Raw genomic sequence first — 17,341 nt, 5'->3', positions numbered from 1 at the left:
TAGCATAGCGTTTCAATGGCAGCCAACAGCGCTACGGGCGGTAAACGGATGGCGTGTGACAGGTTGTCGCATCGGCGCAGCAGACTGTCGCCCCATCAACAACCGAACGGGTGTTTGAACGTTGATTCCCGTGGGTGTCGCGTAAAAAAAGGCGCGATGTTGCCACCTTTGGCGGGGTGTTGGAAGCGCTATCCGGCCGAACGTTCCTCATTCGCCCTTTTATTGTGCATCCCACACTTTTTCAGTGTGTTTCTGGTGCGCTCGATCGTTTAAAAAGTGAGTCGCAGGGTAACGCTTTGGCGAAAGGCCATTATTCTCAAGGACTTGCGATGACTGTCCGGTCGAGCTGAAAACCGCAGACCAGAAGAGTTTGAAACATTTTGGCGCAATTATTGCGTGCAGAATCTGGAACGCCCCGTTGGATTCTTTTTACGAGAAGGAACGCCAGACGGGCCGGACGCAATCGCTTTCCTCGCAAAGGTAGTTTCAATGAGCAGTACCCAAAGCTCCAATGGCCTCGAACAGGGGCTCAAACCGCGTCATGTGACCATGCTGTCGATCGCCGGGGTGATCGGTGCAGGTCTGTTCGTAGGCTCCGGCCACGCCATCGCCGCTGCCGGTCCCGCTGTTCTGCTGGCTTACGCCGCTGCCGGCGCGCTGGTTGTGCTGGTCATGCGCATGCTCGGCGAAATGGCAGTTGCCTCGCCTGACACTGGCTCCTTCTCGACTTATGCCGACCGTGCCATCGGCCATTGGGCCGGTTTCACCATCGGCTGGCTGTACTGGTGGTTCTGGGTGCTGGTGATCCCGCTGGAGGCCAACGCCGCCGCGACCATCCTGCACGCCTGGTTCCCGAGTGTGGAAATCTGGGCCTTCGCGCTGATCATCACCATGCTGCTGACCGTGACCAACCTGTTCAGCGTGAAAAACTACGGTGAGTTCGAATTCTGGTTCGCCCTGCTCAAAGTCGTGGCGATCATCGGTTTCATCATCCTCGGCATCGCGGCCATTTTCGGCTTCCTGCCGAACAGCCAGGTCAGCGGCGTTTCGCACATCTTCGACACCCAGGGCTTCCTGCCAAACGGTATGGGCGCGGTGTTGGGTGCGATCCTGACCACCATGTTCTCCTTCATGGGTACCGAGATCGTGACCATTGCGGCCGCGGAATCGAAGAACCCTGGCAAACAGATTTCCAAGGCCACCAACTCGGTGATCTGGCGGATCGGCCTGTTCTACCTCGTATCGATCTTCATCGTTGTGGCCCTGGTGCCATGGAACGACCCGGTTCTGGCCAGCCTCGGCTCCTACCAGACTGTGCTTGAGCGCATGGGCATCCCGAACGCCAAGATGATCGTCGACATCGTGGTACTGGTCGCGGTGACCAGTTGCCTGAACTCGGCGCTGTACACCTCTTCGCGCATGCTGTTCTCCCTCGGCAAGCGTGGCGATGCTCCGGCCATGGCAACCCGCACCAACAAGAGCGGCACCCCTTACTGGGCGGTGATGCTGTCCACTGGCGCGGCGTTCCTGTGCACCTTCGCCAACTACGTGGCCCCGGCTGCGGTGTTCGAATTCCTGCTGGCCAGCTCCGGTGCCATCGCGCTGCTGGTGTACCTGGTGATCGCGATTTCGCAACTGCGCATGCGTAAACAACGCATGGCTCGCGGCGAAAAAATCGTCTTCAGCATGTGGCTGTTCCCAGGCCTGACCTACGCGGTGATCGCATTCATCGTCGCAGCCCTGACCATCATGCTGTTCCAGGACGCCCACCGCGTGGAAATCCTCGCAACCGGCCTGCTGAGTCTGGTGGTGGTGGCTACCGGTCTGCTGGTGGCTCGCCGTCGCAAGGCGGAAAACCGTGGTGCGGCGGTTCTGAACTGATCCGTATCGCGTAATGCAAAACGGCCGCTGTCAGTGATGACAAGCGGCCGTTTTTGTTACTGCGGGCGATTTATTCGCTCTTCTCTTCCTGTGCTTCCACCGACTGACCGTAGGTGTCCAGCGCAATCCCGAAATCGGTGATGAACTGCGGTTCGCTCAGCCAGGCCTGGGCGGTCTCGCGATCCATGCCATCGGCCCACATGCGGTAGTCGATCAACATGTCGGCGGCGAGGTGGGTGGCGGCCATGCCTTCGTTGTCGGCGTTTTCCATGTCCAGCAGTTCAGGATGATCGACGATGATGAACGCCAGCTCCCGCAGCAGCGTCAGCAGCATGTCGTTGCGGCTGACGGCTTCGGCGTCGCGCATCTTGCTGAACATCGCCAGGGTGTATTCCGGGATCGGCTCGGCCAGGTGACCGAGGTCATCGTCCTGGGCCAGAGGTTTGCGACCGACCATGCGGATTTGCTTGGCTTTGGCCTTGGCGCGTTTGGCGCGTTTCTGCTGCTTGTTCAGGGATGCCATGGGAACTCAGTTTTTCTGTTGGGTTTGTGCGGCGATTGCGTCGGACGCGGCCACATAGTCTTTCTGGAAATCTGGCGATTCGATCCACGCCAGGGCACCAGCCTCGTCGGTCTCGGTGGACCACTGGCGGTACTCGATCAGCGCCGCGAGGATGAAATCCATCGCGCCTTCTTCGCCTTCCTGTTCGTACACCAGCTCCAGCAACGGGTCTTCGAGGAATGCGGTGCACATGGCCTGCTGACTGATCTTCTCGGCGTCGATCATTTTCTTGAACAGTTCGGTCAGATCCACCGACTCGAAATCGATGCGGTCGTCGTTCGGGTCCAGCTCGACTGGCGCTTCGGCACGTTTGGTGCGGTTCTGCCTGGCCTTGGTCTTGGCCCGGGCGGCGCGTTTTTGCTGCTTGTTGGCAGAAGCCATGGTGTGTGTTCCGTGGTGCGTTAAAGGGCTTGGCTGCGCGGTACTTGCCGCCCCGGTGTGTCGGGGGCCAGTGCGCCGGTTTGCAGCCAGGTCAGAGCGATGGGCCATAGTGTGGCTTGGTATGCGCTGCGAAAAAAGGCGAAATGTCCGACTTCTTGTTCGCCGATGTCCTGCGGTTCGATTCGCAGGTGAGTCTTTCGGGCGTTGCGGAAGTAATTGAGCAGGCGTTCGGTTGCCGGAATGGTCCCGTAAGGGTCGTCACTGATACTGATCGCCAAGGTAGTTGCGCGGACGTTGGCAAAGGGCAGGTGGCCGCTTTTCTCCAGCATTGCCCGACCGCTCGGGCGCTGCTCATAACGTGCGCCAGGCGTACTCCAGTCGCGCACCACGCCCGCCGGAGTATCTTCCAGCCAACCGAGTCGTTTGCCCGGAAAGTACCCCCGGAACAGCGTGACCAGCGGCATCAGCAGATGCCATTTGCCGAACATCCGCCAGCGGTGCTCGGGAGCGTAATCGCGCCAGTAGGCGAATTGTGCGCCGACCGTTACCAATCGTCGGATCACCTGCCCGGATGCCCCCAGCCCCGCCGCACAACCGCCAAAGCTGTGGCCGACCACATCGATCGGTTGACCGGGAAACTCACGTTGCGCGCGCGTGAGCATCGCTTCGAAATCCAGTGCGCCCCAATCCGTCCACGAGGCCTGCAAATGCCTCATCGACTTCGGCCGCGACTCACCAATGCCCCGGTAGTCATAAATGATCACGTCAAACCCGTTGGCGAACAGGAACGCGGCGAAGCGCGAATAGTGGCGGCAACGCACGGAGGTGGCGGCGTTGATTATCACCACCGGTCTTTGTGGATCGGGCGAAGCGTGACGCCAGGTGAAACCGCCAAGGGGATAGCCATCGGCGGCGGGCTCGTGGAAGGGGGCGTCCAGATCGGCGCTTGCGAGTGCGGTTCTGTTCTGAGCGCCTTCCAGTGCGTGCGTCTCTTGAAAACCCATGGCTGTCGACCTTCGCGGAGTAGCTGCCAACGATAGTCTCAGGTGGCTCGGTGAACAATCCGGCAGCGGTCAATCAGCCGGCTGATCGCTCAAGCGTTCTTCCAGCCGCGTGTGTTCCCGGTTCAACTCCGCTCGTAACTCCTCTTCGCTCGGCAGCACCCGTTTGTAGCTGCTCGCGAACAGTTGTTCATTGCCCTTGAGAATCGTGTAGCGCGCAACCGATTCATTTTGCTGTGCGCAAAGAATGATCCCCACCGTCGGTCCATCGCCCTCGCTGCGCTTGAGGTCATCGTACATGCGGATGTACATGTCCATCTGGCCTACGTCCCGAGCGCTGAGTTTGCCGCGCTTCAGATCAAGGATGACGAAGCACTTGAGCAGATAGTTATAGAACACCAGGTCAATGTAAAAATCATCGTCACCAGCACTGATACGTTGCTGGCGGCCGACAAAAGCGAACCCCTTGCCCAGTTCGAGGAGAAACCCCTGGAGCTGATCGATCAAGGCCTGTTCCAGTTCCGATTCCTGAAGCTTGCCCGGTGACGGCAGGCCGAGAAACTCCAGTAGGACGGGGTCGCGGATGAATTCCCGGGGATTGCTTTTCATCGCGGCAATGTTGGTCGCCGCCTCTGTATAGAGGTCGGTTTTGTCTCGACTCAGCAGCAGGCGTTCGTAGTAGAGCGTGTTGATCTGGCGATCCAGGGCGCGGCTTGACCAGTTTTGCGTGGCGGATTCGTTCATGTACCACTGGCGGGCTGATTCGCTTTCGACCTGCAATATCCTGCGGTAATGGGTCCAGCTCAATTCGAGACGCAGTGCGTCTCGAATTGGAAAGAGCTGATAAAACTGCCGCATTTTTCGAAGATTGGTTACGTCAAAGCCTTTCCCAAAGTCCGCAGTCAGCTCCTTCGCCAGCGTAGCCAGAAGCTTTTTTCCATACCCCGCCCGCCGGGCACCCTGCTGCTCGAACTCGACAATATGTCGCCCGATCTGCCAGCAGGTCTGGACCTGAATCGTGTCGACCGTTCGCAGCACTTTCTGTCGCGCCTGACGTATCAGTTCACCCAGATCGCCGAGCAGCGAATCGAGTTTTGGATCTTGCATGTCAGCAGGTTCAAGTTGGCTCATCAGGTCGTCCGGCTCAGGAGAAACAGAAGCAAGAGCATGCCAATAGACCGGGTCCTGGGGATGCCGGCCGTGTCTGGTTCAACTGAAGGAAGAGTGGGCGAGTTTTGCGGGATCTGGCTGACGAAGTCAGCGACCGGGGAATACGGCCTGTAGTCCTTTTCGTATCAACGGCAACTCCCAATCGATCTAGAACCCACCCTGCGAGACAAAATCTAACAAAGGGTAACGATTGGGTTCCGCGAGAACCCGGGAGTCGTCCTAATGAAACGCGTTCTAACATTTGTGTTGCCCGTCGCCGCTGCCGCGGTGCTGCTGTTTCCGCTCATGTTGCAGGCTGCAAGTCTGGAGCCGATCGACAGTTCAGCTGTGCAGGTTCAACAACAAGAGCAAAACGGCATTCGTTATCTGGCCGGAGGGATTGGCCTGGATGAGTCGAAAGCCATTCAGCAATCCGCTGACTACAACCTGCACATGACCTTCGCCGTCGGCGTGCAAAACCAATACACCGCCGATGTTGACGTGACGATCCAGAAAGCTCCCGGCCAAGTCGTTCTGACACTGAGTCAGACAGGCCCGCTGGTGTACGTGCAATTGCCACCTGGCAAGTACACCGTGGTGGCCACGCGTAACGGTGAAACGCGGCACGACGTGACAGATGTCGGCAGCGGCACTGCGCGCAATCTGGTGTTTCACTGGAATAACGCTGGATAGCGATAGGTGTGATCGCAAAGCCGAGGCGCGGGTACAATCCCGCGCCTCCTGTTTTGTGACGTAAGGAAGCGCTGTTTTGAAAGGGATTTTGCGTTTGGGTTGTGTGGTGGGGCTCGTGTTGCAGTTGACCGGCTGCGGAACGCTCATCGGGCGTTTGAATGACGGTTTGTCGGATGCCCGATATTACCGAGGGGTTGATGGCAACCTTCACCTGCTGGGTGTGCGTGGCGGAGGCAGCGATGGCATGCCGGCAGCGATAGTCTGTTACATGATGATTGTCTGTCCGGTCATCACCGTCGTCTCCCTGCCCGTGGACGCAGCGCTGGATACCATTCTGTTGCCTGTCGATTACATCAATACGCTCTAGGCTTTCTCTGTGCGGCGCTTGCGTTTCGGCGTGTGCAAGGGCGCCAGCACCTTGCGGTAGATCCATAAGCCGAACACGCAAGCCGCCAGCAAAAATGACGTGCAGAGGCTCTGCCACACAAACTCGAACCAGAACCGACGAGGTTGCAGGGCCAGCGTGTAAGTGCTGCGCGGTCCGCGATTGTTGGTGGTGATCGAGCCAGTGATCAGGCTCTCGATCAGCAAGTAGATCGATGCGCCGATGGCCAGGGCCATCAACATCGCAACGAGCAAGGTCAGCCAGTAAGTCATGCGGCTCGGACGATGGGGTGGCGGATGGGGCAGGGGAATACGGGTTTTCCTTTGATTCATGACGCTTGGTACCTGTTTCCTGTCGTGACGGCAAAGCGGCTATGGGGCATTGATGAACCTCGCTATCTCGCTCGCCAGTTCCGCTGCGTGCAGCGTGTTTTCCCGAAGCCACGTCGATACGGCGTGGTCGCACCCTGGCAGCACGATTTTCTTCAACTGACGGGGCGCCAGACTCTTTTCAATGGCCTCGATGACCTCGTATGGAATGGCGCTATAGATCTCTCGTGCGCCCATTTGCCGGGTTCCGGCAGACGTGCCGGCGATCCCGCCAAATGCGCTTGACTGGAGGCCATCGTATTCGCCGATCACCAGCAAAACCTCCCCGTCGAATGTGCGCAGGAACGCCAGCGATGGCGAGTCGAGAAAACCGTAGGGCACAGAAATGGCACGTTTGAAGGAAGGGCCAAACGGTTCTTGCCAGGCCGCCTCCGCGTACAGGGCGGGACAGAACAGCACGATTCGGCGGACTGAAGCGCGATGAGCTTGCGCCACCTTGAGCGCCAGTGCGCCGCCCAGGCTGTGTCCGATCACCGTGCTGAGTTCGGCGCCAAGGTGACCGGCAAACTGCAAGGCTTCCTGAAGGTTATGCGCCAGCGAAGTGTGTTCAGGGGCAATGCCGGCGCCGGGGTTGTGGCCGGAAAGATTGAAACTCAGGCTGGCAACCCCCAGGGCCTGCAAGGGATGCAGGATGGCATTGAGTCGCGAATAGTCAGAACGGGCGCCATGAATGGCCAGCACCTTCGGCGTTGATGATTCACCGGCGTGGCCGGCCAGCACGCGCCCTTCAAGCTCGTAGCCCGCGAAGGTTTGCGAAAAGAAACCCTCAGGGCCGGTTGGCGCCTCGTCGAACTGCAACCGAGTCCGAAGTCGAGACGTGCCGGTCAGCGCCAGCCGATTGATCACAAGGCTGCCAGGGTGTGAAGGACGGCAACGCGCAATGGATTGGTCTCCACGCTCAGAAGTTTGATCGCCAATGCGCAGCAGACCACGATCAGCATGGGCTTGATCAGGCGCGGGCCAACCCGGACAGCGGCTCTTGCGCCCAGTTGTGCGCCGAGGAACGCCGCCAGAGCCATGGCAATCGCGATCGGCCAGATGATCACGCCTTTGGTGATGAAGACTGACAGCGAACCCAGATTGCACGAGGCGTTGGCCAGTTTGGTGAAGCTCATTGCCCGCATCATCCCGAGCCCGCAGAGCAGAACGAAACCGACGATAAAGAACGAGCCGACACCGGGGCCGAATATGCCGTCGTAGAAGCCCAGGATCGGCGCCACGGTGAACGAGAACAGTAGAATGCCGATTCTCTTGCGTCGATCCTCATTGGCCAGTTTCGGCGAGAGCGCAAAGTAGATCGCCACCAGAATAAGCATGATGGGCACGCACACTTCCAGATAGCGTTTGTCGATGGAACTGACCAGCAGTGCACCGCTGGCTCCGCCCAGGAACGCGCAGATAACCAGAAAGCGTCCTTCGCGCCATTCAATCATTCCTTTGCGAGCAAAGGTGACAGTGGCCGAAATAGTGGCCGACGCGGCCTGGAACTTGTTTGTGGCAATCGCGCTGATCGGGTCGACACCCGCCAGAAACAAGGCAGGCAAAGTAATCAAACCGCCGCCGCCGGCAATTGCATCAAAGAAACCGGCGCAAAAAGCCACAAGCGCCAACATGCCAATTACATCCCAAGCCATTACATTTTTCCTTTTATAGTTATTGGCCAGTCATCCGCATGACTGGCCATTCAACAGCCTTGCAGCGCAATGAATATCAGCCCTGTATCAGCAGCGGATCGTCTGAAATGACAATGGGGGATGTGAACTTCGACAGTCCGAAGATGCGCACCAACACGCGTCGGTTGTCCTTGATGACATCGCGACAGTGCAGGGCCCGGACGTTATTGATCACCATGGCCGATTCTTGCGTCAGCGTGTATTGAACCGGTGTGGCTTTACCCACACTTTCGCAAAGAGCCGAATAAGCCGTTTTTACAAAGTCCGAGGCGTTGTCGTTGACCGAAAAACGGTACGAGTTGAATCGCGCGGCGAATCCGACGTTGTCATCGAACTCCAGAATCGAAACGTTGCGACCATCCTCGCCCTTGCCGCTGACGAAAGAGTCGCTGCGGGTGAACTGGAAGTTGCCCGTCGTGAGCGCGAGGCATCCGGTGACACCGATTTCGTCCAGCAGGGGTGGCAACGGAATCACCGACGTCGGTTCCAGGCCTGGATTCCACAGGGCTGACAGTATCAACGACGAGGGGGAGGGCGAGTGCCCGTCTTTCGCGTTCACGGCGCACCAGTACGGCGCCTCGGTGTGCGGGCCGAGGGGGAGTCCGGAATGAGAGCTCAGCTCTTTGACTTCCGGTTCGTCATTGATTTTGGTCAGTCCGCCGCCCTTGAAGTTGGCGACGAGTCGGACCAGTTTGCCTTCGTTGTCCATGTCATAGGCAAAGGCGCTGTTATCCACCAGTTTCAACAGAATCTGATTGCGTGCCGCCAGGCAAAGCACGTCGTGACGTTCCTCCAGAGCGGTCAGGTCGGGAAGTTCATCCGGAGGGCTGGTGTCGCTGACTTTTTGCATCCCCTCAAAAATCAGCAGGGAAACGAGGCCGTCGGAGTAAGCACCCAGAAGTTCGCATTGATCTTTTGAAAACGAAAACTTCAACTCGGTCGCTGCCAGCGAGGCTTTGGACTTGGCGCCGGCGGCTTGTGGTCCGCCAATGGCTGCCAGTTCTTCGGAGAACTTATGTAGCAGCTTTGATTGTTGCGTATCAAAGCTGAAAGTTCTGACTTCCTGATCAACAAAAGACTCAACGCTTTTATGGGTTTGTTGTATTGCTTCGGTCATTGTTTACATCCCTGTCGTATCCGCTCCCTTTGTATTTTTTTGTGGGAGCTGTTGGCTGTTTCGATGATGCAATGCGTGCCGAGCGCACGCACAGATCCGGACGTGGGCGAGTTGATACAGGTTTGGTTTTTTCGAAGGGGCACAGGGCGCTGTGACGTGACAGTTCAAACAAATGCTGAATGCCTTGTCAGTTTTTGCTGTCGCTTGCCTGACAGCTTTAAACAACAGCAGATGACCTGCGCTGAGGTCTTGTCCTCCCTGACAAGTTTATGAGGGGCTGCGAGCTTTCCTGCTCACAGACGCAACTCTCCTGATACCTGCAATAACCACGGTAGATTCCGATGGCTCGCGGGTGCGGAGTGCGTTATTTGGGTGGTGCTATAAATGCTGGTCATCAGGGCTGAAGTGCCCGACGAATATTTTCGGCAGTCATCAATGAACCGCCGGAAAAAAGCTGGCTGAGCCTACCATCAAAATAATGGCCAGCAAAAGCACTGGAAGAAGGGGTGAGGTGTGGTCTGTCAAATCGCGGGCATAAAAAAACCCTGAATCTTGCGATTCAGGGTTTTCGGTATTTGGTGCCCAGAGACGGAATCGAACCGCCGACACGGGGATTTTCAATCCCCTGCTCTACCGACTGAGCTATCTGGGCAACGGGGCGCATTAAAAGGGTTTTTCGGATTTACGTCAAACACTTTTTTAAAATTTCTTAAATTAATTCCGTCGCTTACGATCCGACCCCCGATTTTCGGGGGTTATTCCGCTGGCGGCACGTAGCCTTCGGCCTGGGCGTATTCCTCGCCGGAGAAGTACTTGTCCATTTCGCCCTGCAGATATTTGCGGTCTTCGGCGTTCATCATGTTCAGGCGTTTTTCGTTGATCAGCAGGGTCTGGTGTTTCTGCCAGTCGGCCCAGGCCTTGGCCGAGACGTGTTCGAAGATGTCCTGGCCCTTGGCGCCCGGGTACGGTGGGCGCTCCAGACCTTCGAGTTGTTCTTTGTACTTGCGGCACATTACGGTGCGGGTCATGACGACTCTCCTGCATTCAAAACGGTGGCCGCGCGTTCGAGCAAGGTCTTGACCGGGGCGGCGAGGCCCAGGCGCGGCGGGGTGGCGAGGTTATACCAGAGCCAGTCGGCCTCGGCCACGTGCCCGCCGGCTTCCTGTACCTGAACCAGCCAGGGTTCGATGGACAACTGGAAATGGCTGAAGGTGTGGACAAGGCTTGGCAGCGCCTGCTGCTCACCCAGTTCCAGCGAGTGCTGCGCGGCGAGGTGTTGCAGGTCGTCGAGGTCGTCGAGCTCCGGCAGGCTCCATAAACCGCCCCACAATCCGCTGGACGGGCGACGATAAAGCAGAATTGCGCCGTCTTCGTTGGCGAGCATCGGCATCAGCGTGCGCTTCTGCGGGATGGCTTTGCGGGGCTTGGGGATCGGGTAGCGCGTCTCCAGGCCAAGCATGTGCGCTTCGCAGCCCTTTTCCAGAGGACACAGCAGGCAGCTTGGCTTGCTGCGGGTGCAGAGCGTGGCGCCCAGATCCATCATTGCCTGGGTGTAGGCGTTGACCCGGTCATGGGGGGTGAACAATTCGGCGTTGGCCCAGAGCTGTTTGGCGACCTTCGGCTCGCCGGGGTAGCCCTCTTGCGCGGTAAAGCGCGCCAGCACCCGTTTGACGTTGCCGTCGAGGATTGGCGCACGCAGGCCCATGCTGATGCTGGCAATCGCGCCAGCAGTGGACAGGCCGATGCCCGGCAAGTCCGTGAGCTTCTCTACGTCGCGCGGAAACTCGCCGCCGTACTGGCTGACGACGATCTTCGCGGTCTTCTGCAAGTTGCGCGCGCGGGTGTAGTAACCCAGGCCTGTCCACAGGTGCAGCACTTCGTCCTCCGGCGCTTCGGCCAGGGCCTCGACCGTCGGCAACGCGGCCATGAAGCGGTCGAAGTAATTGAGCACGGTGCTGACCTGAGTCTGCTGCAACATGATTTCCGACACCCATACCCGATACGGGTTGATGTTCTGTTGCCAGGGCAAATCATGGCGGCCGTGGCGGTCGAACCATTCCAGCACCGCCGTGGAAAACTGCTCCGCTCTCATCGCTTGAACAGCCCCTTCAATGCGTTTTTCAGTTCAGGGCTGACTTTGTCGCCCAGTTTCTCGTCGATTTTTTCGCTGAGCTTGTCGCCAGCCAGTTTGGTCGCGACCTGGCCGAGGCGTTCGTTATCCACACGGCACGCCTTGGCGCCCAGCTCAAGCGGGCCACGGCAGCGCAGCGGCCACTCGATGCCGACGAATTTGTCACCGACCTGGCAGGCCGGGTCCGGCATGGCGCTGGTGTCGCCTTCGACGATGATGCCGACGCGATAGTCCATGCCCAGCACTTTGAGGTCGATGTCGCCGTCACCGTTGACGGTCATGCCCGGGATGCGCACTTTCAGGTCCGGATTGCTGGCCACGCCGTTGCGGAAGGTCAGGTTGCCCTTGAGCTCCTGGAACGGCGTGTCCTTGCCCCGCGGTTCGCCGCTCAGGGATTTGCGGTTGAGAGTGGCGATGCCTTTGCACAATTGCTGTTCAAGGTTGGCGTTGAGCAGCACGCCGTTGTTGATCACGAAACTGGCGTTGCCGTTGAGGGTGTCGATCAGCGCTTGTTGGCTGTTGCCGCTACCGGTGACGGTGCTGGTCAGATTCACCAGGCCTTTGACCGGTGGATTCTTGCCCTGGCTTTCGAGGATCTTCTCAACCGGCACCCGGTTGATCCGGGTTTGCAGGTTCAACACCGGCGCCGTCTGGCGCACGTCCAGCGTGCCCTTGGCTTCGAAGTCGCCGTTGTACAGCTCGCCGCGCAGATTCTCCAGGGTCAGCAGGCCGCCCTGGCCGGTGGCTTTCAGTGCGGCGTTCTGGATCGGCAACTTGTCGAGGGTCAACTGGCCGAAGGTCAGGTCAGCGTTCACGTCCAGTTTGCTCAGGCGCTCCACCGGGAACAGTCGTTCGGTGCTCCACGCGCTTTTGCTCGGCTTGTCCGGCAGCGGGGTGCTGCCGGCGCCGGCCATGGCATCGGCTTCGGTGCTGGCGACTTCGGTCTGCCGTGCCTGGGTGGCACTGGTGGCCTTTTCCGATTTCGGCGGCAGGTAGCGGTCGACGTTGAAGGTGTCGGCCTTGAGGATCGCCCGCAGCGATTGCTTGGCGAAGTCTTCGACGGCGATGCGGCCGCTGAAGCTGCTGTCGTCGAGTTTCAGGTTGATGTTGTCCAGCGCCATGCTGGTTGGCGTGGCAGAGACACGGCTGACCAGTTCGACTTTGCTCAGGCTGCCTTCGGCCATGGCCGGCAGGGTCTGGCCGATGCTGTCGACGAACTTCGCCAGATCGAACTGGGCGATGGAAATCCCGCCGGTGATCTGCGGGGTCTTGTCCAGATCGTTGGCTTTCAGCTCACCCAAGGCGCGCAACTGGTTTGCGGAGATCTTGATCCCGGTCCATTCGGCGACGTTCGCAGCCTTGTCCAGCAACATCTGGCCCTGGGCGGAAAACGTCATGGCCTTGCCTTGCAGCGGATCGCCGGTCAGTTCGCCGGACAGCTTCAAGTCTTCTAACTTGTAGCGTTGCAGGGCGCGCTCGATGCGCAGCTCGCCATTGAGCTCGGTGCGTACCCGCAGCACGGGCTGATTGGTGCTGAGGAACGCCGTGGCTTTCAGCGGAATGTTGGTCGAATCGTGTACCGCGCCGGTGCTCAGCTGGATGCTTTCGGCGCTGAACTGCTTGCCGGTCTGCTCGTCGTTGTATTCAACCCGGGCGTTGTTGACGGTCAGGCTGTCGATGTCGAGGCGGATCGGTTGTGGCGGTTTTTCCGGCTGGGCAGGTGTTTCTGCGACTGGTTCGCCAGCGGCCACTGGCGGCGTGCTGCCCGGCGCAGGCGCTTGAGCAGGCAGCTTGCCGATGTCTTCCCAGTTGCCGTGTCCGTTCTTGTCACGGTTCAGGCGCAGGTTCAGGCCTTCGACACGCACATCGCTCATCTGCACTTCGCGGCGCAGCAGTGGCAGCACACGTACGGACAGGCCGAGCATCTGCAGATCGGCAAACGGTTCGGCAGGCTTGATCAGGGTGGCAACGCTGGCCTCGTGCAGTTCCAGGCCGAGCCACGGGAACAGGCTCCAGCCGATATCGCCATTGAGCGTCAGCTCGATGTGGGCCTTGTCGCGGGCTATCTGGCGGATCTCGTCTTTGTAGTCGTTGGGATCGAAGAAGTGGGTCAGGGCGAAGCCCGCCGCCACAATGATCAGCAACAGCCCGAGAAGTACCAGACCCAGGATTTTGCCGAACGCTTTCATGGGCGAGTCCTTGTAGTTAGTCGAATTCGTAATTTAGCCGGGGAGTATAGCGCTGCATAACCCCGCGCTGGTGCGGCGTCCTGAGGAACCTGTCGATCCGCGATGTGTAGCGCTTCGACAACGGTCGGCCGGAGGGTTCCCCGGCCACAGGAGATCAGATGACTCAAAAAAGGTGATATCAGTTTGGTTTTTCTGTCACGTGCAGATGGTAACCTTCGCCCGTTCGTCCGCCCTTCTGCGACTTTTGGTCGCGCCTCAAGGAGCTTCACCCACCAACACGGTCATGCCTGCGTGCATAAAGGCCGGGGGTGAGCAGTGGCTGGCGAACCATACTAATAATTGGGGGATACACAATGAGCACGAGCATCACGGCGGACGGCCTCAGCGCCGCCCAGCCTGCGTTCCTGTCCAAGGAACGCATCATCGCCAAGCCAGGCTTCAACCGCTGGCTGGTACCACCGGCCGCTCTGGCCATCCACCTGTGCATCGGCATGGCCTACGGCTTTTCGGTGTTCTGGTTGCCGTTGTCCAAGGCGCTGGGCATCACCGCTCCGGTGGCTTGCGCACCGGACATGAGCTTCATCGCACAAGTCTTCTCGTCGCAATGCGACTGGCCGATCTCCATGCTCGGCTGGATCTACACCCTGTTCTTCATCTTCCTCGGCTGCTCGGCAGCGATCTGGGGTGGCTGGCTCGAACACGCAGGCCCGCGCAAGGCCGGCGTTGTATCGGCACTGTGCTGGTGCGGCGGTCTGCTGATTTCCGCACTGGGTATCTATACCCACCAGATCTGGCTGATGTGGATCGGCTCCGGCGTGATCGGTGGTATCGGTCTGGGCTTGGGCTACATTTCGCCGGTGTCGACCCTGATCAAGTGGTTCCCGGACAAGCGCGGCATGGCGACCGGCATGGCGATCATGGGTTTCGGTGGTGGCGCGATGGTTGGCGCTCCGCTGGCAACCGCTCTGATGAGCCATTTCGCTTCGCCGACTGGCGTGGGCGTGTGGCAGAGCTTCGTGGCCATGGCTGCGATCTACTTCGTGTTCATGATCGGTGGCGCACTGGCCTACCGCGTACCGCCAACCGGCTGGAAGCCTGAAGGCTGGACCGCGCCGGCGAAGAAAGCCTCGAACGCGATGATCACCCACCGTCACGTTCACGTGAATGTGGCATGGAAAACCCCGCAATTCCGTCTGGTGTGGCTGGTGCTGTGCCTGAACGTGTCTGCCGGTATCGGCATCCTCGGCATGGCTTCGCCACTGTTGCAGGAAGTGTTCGGCGGCAAGCTGCTGGGTAACGATCTGCCGTTCGGTCAACTGGACGCCGGTCAACTGGCTTCCATCGCTGCGATTGCGGCCGGCTTCACCGGTCTGCTGAGCCTGTTCAACATCGGTGGCCGTTTCTTCTGGGCGTCGTTCTCGGACTACCTGGGCCGCAAGAACACCTACTTCGTGTTCTTCGCGCTGGGCTTTGCGCTGTACGCGTTGATCCCGAATCTCGGTCACCTGGGCAACGTTGCGCTGTTCGTGGCGGCGTTCTGCATCATCCTGTCGATGTACGGCGGTGGTTTTGCGACCGTTCCGGCGTATCTGGCCGACCTCTTCGGTACGCAAATGGTCGGCGCGATCCACGGTCGTCTGCTGACGGCATGGGCCGCCGCCGGCGTGCTGGGTCCGGTGCTGGTGAACTACCTGCGCGAATATCAGCTGAGCATCGGTGTTGAACGCGCCGCCGCTTACGACATCACCCTGTACATCCTCGCCGGCCTGCTGGTGCTGGGCTTCCTCTGCAACCTGCTGGTGCGCCCGGTGGCGGACAAGTACTTCATGACTGACGCCGAGCTGGCCGCCGAACAGGCGCTGGGCCACGACAAGGGTGCTGACAGCAGCACCGTGCTTGAGTGGAAAGCCGCGCCGGGCAGCAAGCCGTTGGCTATCGCTGCGTGGCTGGTGGTCGGGATTCCGTTGGCGTGGGGTGTGTGGGTGACCCTGCAGAAGACGGCGGTTCTGTTTCACTAAGTAACCGTTAAAGCGCAGAACCCCTGTGGGAGCGGGCTTGCCCGCGATGGCGTCCGGTCAGTCGACATCACTGTTGGCTGACTTACCGCTTTCGCGAGCAAGCCCGCTCCCACATTTGTTTCCGGGTGCCTGTAATGGCTTGTATGGACATGTCTACCCGCGACAGCCGGGGCTTCTATCCGTCTGCCATATCACGTCTCGTGTTTCTGTTTCGGCCCCGCGCCCCTATAATGGCTGCCTTTTTCGCCCAATGATTTTGCGGAGCTGGTGATGGCCGAACGTAAGGCGTCTGTCGAGCGCGACACTCTGGAAACCCAGATCAAAGCCTCGATCAACCTTGATGGCACCGGAAAGGCCCGATTCGATATCGGTGTTCCTTTTCTTGAGCACATGCTGGATCAGATCGCCCGTCACGGGTTGATCGACCTGGATATCCAATGCAAGGGCGATCTGCATATCGACGACCACCATACCGTGGAAGACGTCGGTATCACCCTCGGCCAGGCCTTCGCGCAAGCCATCGGCGACAAGAAAGGCATCCGTCGCTACGGCCACGCCTACGTGCCGCTCGATGAAGCGCTGTCGCGCGTAGTGATCGACTTCTCCGGTCGTCCGGGCCTGCAGATGCACGTGCCGTACACCCGCGCCACCGTCGGCGGCTTCGACGTCGACCTGTTCCAGGAGTTCTTCCAGGGCTTCGTCAACCACGCGCTGGTCAGCCTGCACATCGACAACCTGCGTGGCACCAACACCCACCACCAGATCGAAACCGTGTTCAAGGCATTCGGCCGCGCACTGCGCATGGCCGTCGAGCTGGACGATCGCATGGCCGGCCAGATGCCTTCGACCAAGGGCGTGCTGTAATGCAGACGGTTGCGGTAATCGATTACGGCATGGGCAACCTTCACTCGGTGGCCAAGGCCCTTGAGCATGTAGGTGCCGGCAAGGTGCTGATCACCAGCGATGCGGCAGTGATCCGCGAAGCCGACCGCGTGGTTTTCCCCGGCGTCGGCGCGATTCGCGATTGCATGGCGGAGATCCGTCGCCTGGGCTTCGATTCGCTGGTACGTGAAGTCAGCCAGGATCGTCCGTTCCTCGGCATCTGCGTCGGCATGCAAGCCTTGCTCGACACCAGCGAAGAGAACGATGGCGTCGACTGCATCGGCCTGTTCCCGGGCGCGGTGAAGTTCTTCGGCAAAGACCTGCATGAAGACGGCGAACACCTGAAAGTCCCGCACATGGGCTGGAACGAAGTGAAACAGTCGGTGGATCACCCGCTGTGGCACAACATCCCGGACCTGGCGCGTTTCTACTTCGTGCACAGCTACTACATTGCCGCCGGTAACCCGCGGCAGGTGGTCGGCAGCGGTCATTACGGCGTCGATTTCGCTGCGGCGCTGGCCGAAGGTTCGCGTTTTGCCGTGCAGTTCCACCCGGAGAAAAGCCATACCCATGGCCTGCAATTGCTGCAGAACTTCGCGGCGTGGGACGGTCGCTGGTAAATGGCCGCCAAGAAATCCAAGCCGCCAATCCTGACCCTCACACCCGAGCAGGAAAGCGACGCCAATCGCAAGATCCAGCGGTTCATGGAGGATCGTTTCGAACTGGATCTGGGTTCGTTCGAGGCGGCGGAAATTCTTGAGCTGTTTACCCGCGAAATTGCTCCGCACTATTACAACAGGGCGATTTTCGATGTGCAGACCCACCTCAAGGAGCGGTTTGAAAGCATCGAAAGCGACCTGTGGGCGCTCGAGAAAAACTGATTTCCGAGC

Annotated in this window: 18 protein-coding genes and 1 tRNA gene; 7 read left to right on the top strand and 12 right to left on the bottom strand. The window is 59.3% G+C overall.

What is annotated here, in order from left to right:
- The first annotated feature begins 489 nt into the window (after nucleotides 1–489).
- Nucleotides 490–1,881: a GABA permease gene (gene gabP, locus ACW9HX_RS13340; RefSeq protein ID WP_096821940.1), complete on the top strand. Its 1,392-nt coding sequence runs from the start codon at nucleotides 490–492 to the stop codon at nucleotides 1,879–1,881.
- 70 nt (nucleotides 1,882–1,951) lie between these two features.
- On the opposite strand, the gene ACW9HX_RS13335 is transcribed toward gabP, so the two are convergent.
- From ACW9HX_RS13335 to ACW9HX_RS13320, 4 genes are all read right to left on the bottom strand, one after another.
- Nucleotides 1,952–2,404 carry a hypothetical protein gene (locus ACW9HX_RS13335; RefSeq protein ID WP_457380974.1) on the bottom strand — a complete coding sequence of 151 codons (453 nt, stop codon included), beginning with the start codon at nucleotides 2,402–2,404 and terminating at the stop codon, nucleotides 1,952–1,954.
- Nucleotides 2,405–2,410: 6 nt separating this feature from the next.
- Complete coding sequence (locus ACW9HX_RS13330) at nucleotides 2,411–2,824, bottom strand: hypothetical protein (RefSeq protein WP_457380973.1); 414 nt, start codon at nucleotides 2,822–2,824, stop codon at nucleotides 2,411–2,413.
- A gap of 20 nt (nucleotides 2,825–2,844) precedes the next feature.
- A complete protein-coding gene (locus ACW9HX_RS13325; protein ID WP_457380972.1) occupies nucleotides 2,845–3,828 on the bottom strand; it encodes an alpha/beta hydrolase family protein in 984 nt (327 codons plus the stop codon).
- A gap of 69 nt (nucleotides 3,829–3,897) precedes the next feature.
- Nucleotides 3,898–4,956, bottom strand: a complete 1,059-nt coding sequence (locus ACW9HX_RS13320) for a PDDEXK nuclease domain-containing protein (protein ID WP_457380971.1) — start codon at nucleotides 4,954–4,956, stop codon at nucleotides 3,898–3,900.
- Between the two features lie 261 nt (nucleotides 4,957–5,217).
- Between ACW9HX_RS13320 and ACW9HX_RS13315 the strand changes: the two genes are divergently transcribed.
- Entirely contained in the window at nucleotides 5,218–5,667 is a 450-nt protein-coding gene (locus ACW9HX_RS13315; RefSeq protein ID WP_457380970.1) for a carboxypeptidase regulatory-like domain-containing protein, read from the top strand.
- 76 nt (nucleotides 5,668–5,743) lie between these two features.
- The gene (locus tag ACW9HX_RS13310) at nucleotides 5,744–6,034 is read left to right on the top strand and encodes a YceK/YidQ family lipoprotein (RefSeq protein WP_457380969.1); all 291 of its coding nucleotides are present in this window, start codon (nucleotides 5,744–5,746) and stop codon (nucleotides 6,032–6,034) included.
- On the opposite strand, the gene ACW9HX_RS13305 is transcribed toward ACW9HX_RS13310, so the two are convergent.
- The 8 genes from ACW9HX_RS13305 to ACW9HX_RS13270 form a co-directional block, all read right to left on the bottom strand.
- Nucleotides 6,031–6,384, bottom strand: a complete 354-nt coding sequence (locus ACW9HX_RS13305) for a hypothetical protein (protein ID WP_457380968.1) — start codon at nucleotides 6,382–6,384, stop codon at nucleotides 6,031–6,033. The genes ACW9HX_RS13310 and ACW9HX_RS13305 overlap by 4 nt on opposite strands.
- A gap of 39 nt (nucleotides 6,385–6,423) precedes the next feature.
- A complete protein-coding gene (locus ACW9HX_RS13300) occupies nucleotides 6,424–7,287 on the bottom strand; it encodes an alpha/beta hydrolase (protein ID WP_457380967.1) in 864 nt (287 codons plus the stop codon).
- Nucleotides 7,284–8,075, bottom strand: a complete 792-nt coding sequence (locus tag ACW9HX_RS13295; protein WP_457380966.1) for a TSUP family transporter — start codon at nucleotides 8,073–8,075, stop codon at nucleotides 7,284–7,286. Before ACW9HX_RS13295 ends, ACW9HX_RS13300 begins: the two co-directional genes overlap by 4 nt.
- Nucleotides 8,076–8,151: 76 nt before the next feature.
- On the bottom strand, nucleotides 8,152–9,231 hold the full coding sequence (locus ACW9HX_RS13290; RefSeq protein ID WP_457380965.1) for a hypothetical protein: 1,080 nt from the start codon (nucleotides 9,229–9,231) through the stop codon (nucleotides 8,152–8,154).
- 576 nt (nucleotides 9,232–9,807) lie between these two features.
- Nucleotides 9,808–9,883, bottom strand: a tRNA-Phe gene (locus ACW9HX_RS13285).
- A 103-nt stretch (nucleotides 9,884–9,986) separates the two neighbouring features.
- Entirely contained in the window at nucleotides 9,987–10,259 is a 273-nt protein-coding gene (locus tag ACW9HX_RS13280) for an oxidative damage protection protein (protein WP_085712761.1), read from the bottom strand.
- The gene (gene mutY / locus ACW9HX_RS13275) at nucleotides 10,256–11,323 is read right to left on the bottom strand and encodes an A/G-specific adenine glycosylase (RefSeq protein ID WP_457380964.1); all 1,068 of its coding nucleotides are present in this window, start codon (nucleotides 11,321–11,323) and stop codon (nucleotides 10,256–10,258) included. Before mutY ends, ACW9HX_RS13280 begins: the two co-directional genes overlap by 4 nt.
- The gene (locus ACW9HX_RS13270) at nucleotides 11,320–13,551 is read right to left on the bottom strand and encodes an AsmA family protein (RefSeq protein ID WP_457380963.1); all 2,232 of its coding nucleotides are present in this window, start codon (nucleotides 13,549–13,551) and stop codon (nucleotides 11,320–11,322) included. The genes mutY and ACW9HX_RS13270 overlap by 4 nt, the downstream gene beginning before the upstream one ends.
- 353 nt (nucleotides 13,552–13,904) lie before the next feature.
- Here ACW9HX_RS13270 and ACW9HX_RS13265 point away from each other — a divergent pair, with 353 nt between their 5' ends.
- The 4 genes from ACW9HX_RS13265 to ACW9HX_RS13250 all read left to right on the top strand — a co-directional run bounded on the left by ACW9HX_RS13265 (nucleotide 13,905) and on the right by ACW9HX_RS13250 (nucleotide 17,332).
- Nucleotides 13,905–15,569 (top strand): OFA family MFS transporter, encoded by a 1,665-nt coding sequence (locus ACW9HX_RS13265; RefSeq protein ID WP_457380962.1) that lies wholly within the window; start codon nucleotides 13,905–13,907, stop codon nucleotides 15,567–15,569.
- Between the two features lie 270 nt (nucleotides 15,570–15,839).
- A complete protein-coding gene (hisB, locus tag ACW9HX_RS13260) occupies nucleotides 15,840–16,433 on the top strand; it encodes an imidazoleglycerol-phosphate dehydratase HisB (RefSeq protein ID WP_085712764.1) in 594 nt (197 codons plus the stop codon).
- Nucleotides 16,433–17,071 (top strand): imidazole glycerol phosphate synthase subunit HisH, encoded by a 639-nt coding sequence (gene hisH / locus ACW9HX_RS13255; protein WP_457380961.1) that lies wholly within the window; start codon nucleotides 16,433–16,435, stop codon nucleotides 17,069–17,071. Before hisB ends, hisH begins: the two co-directional genes overlap by 1 nt.
- Complete coding sequence (locus ACW9HX_RS13250; protein WP_122593988.1) at nucleotides 17,072–17,332, top strand: DUF2164 domain-containing protein; 261 nt, start codon at nucleotides 17,072–17,074, stop codon at nucleotides 17,330–17,332.
- Nucleotides 17,333–17,341 lie beyond the last annotated feature (9 nt).

This window comes from Pseudomonas sp. SDO52101_S400, from assembly GCF_054071635.1.
This window is presented reverse-complemented; position numbering and strand designations above follow the sequence as displayed.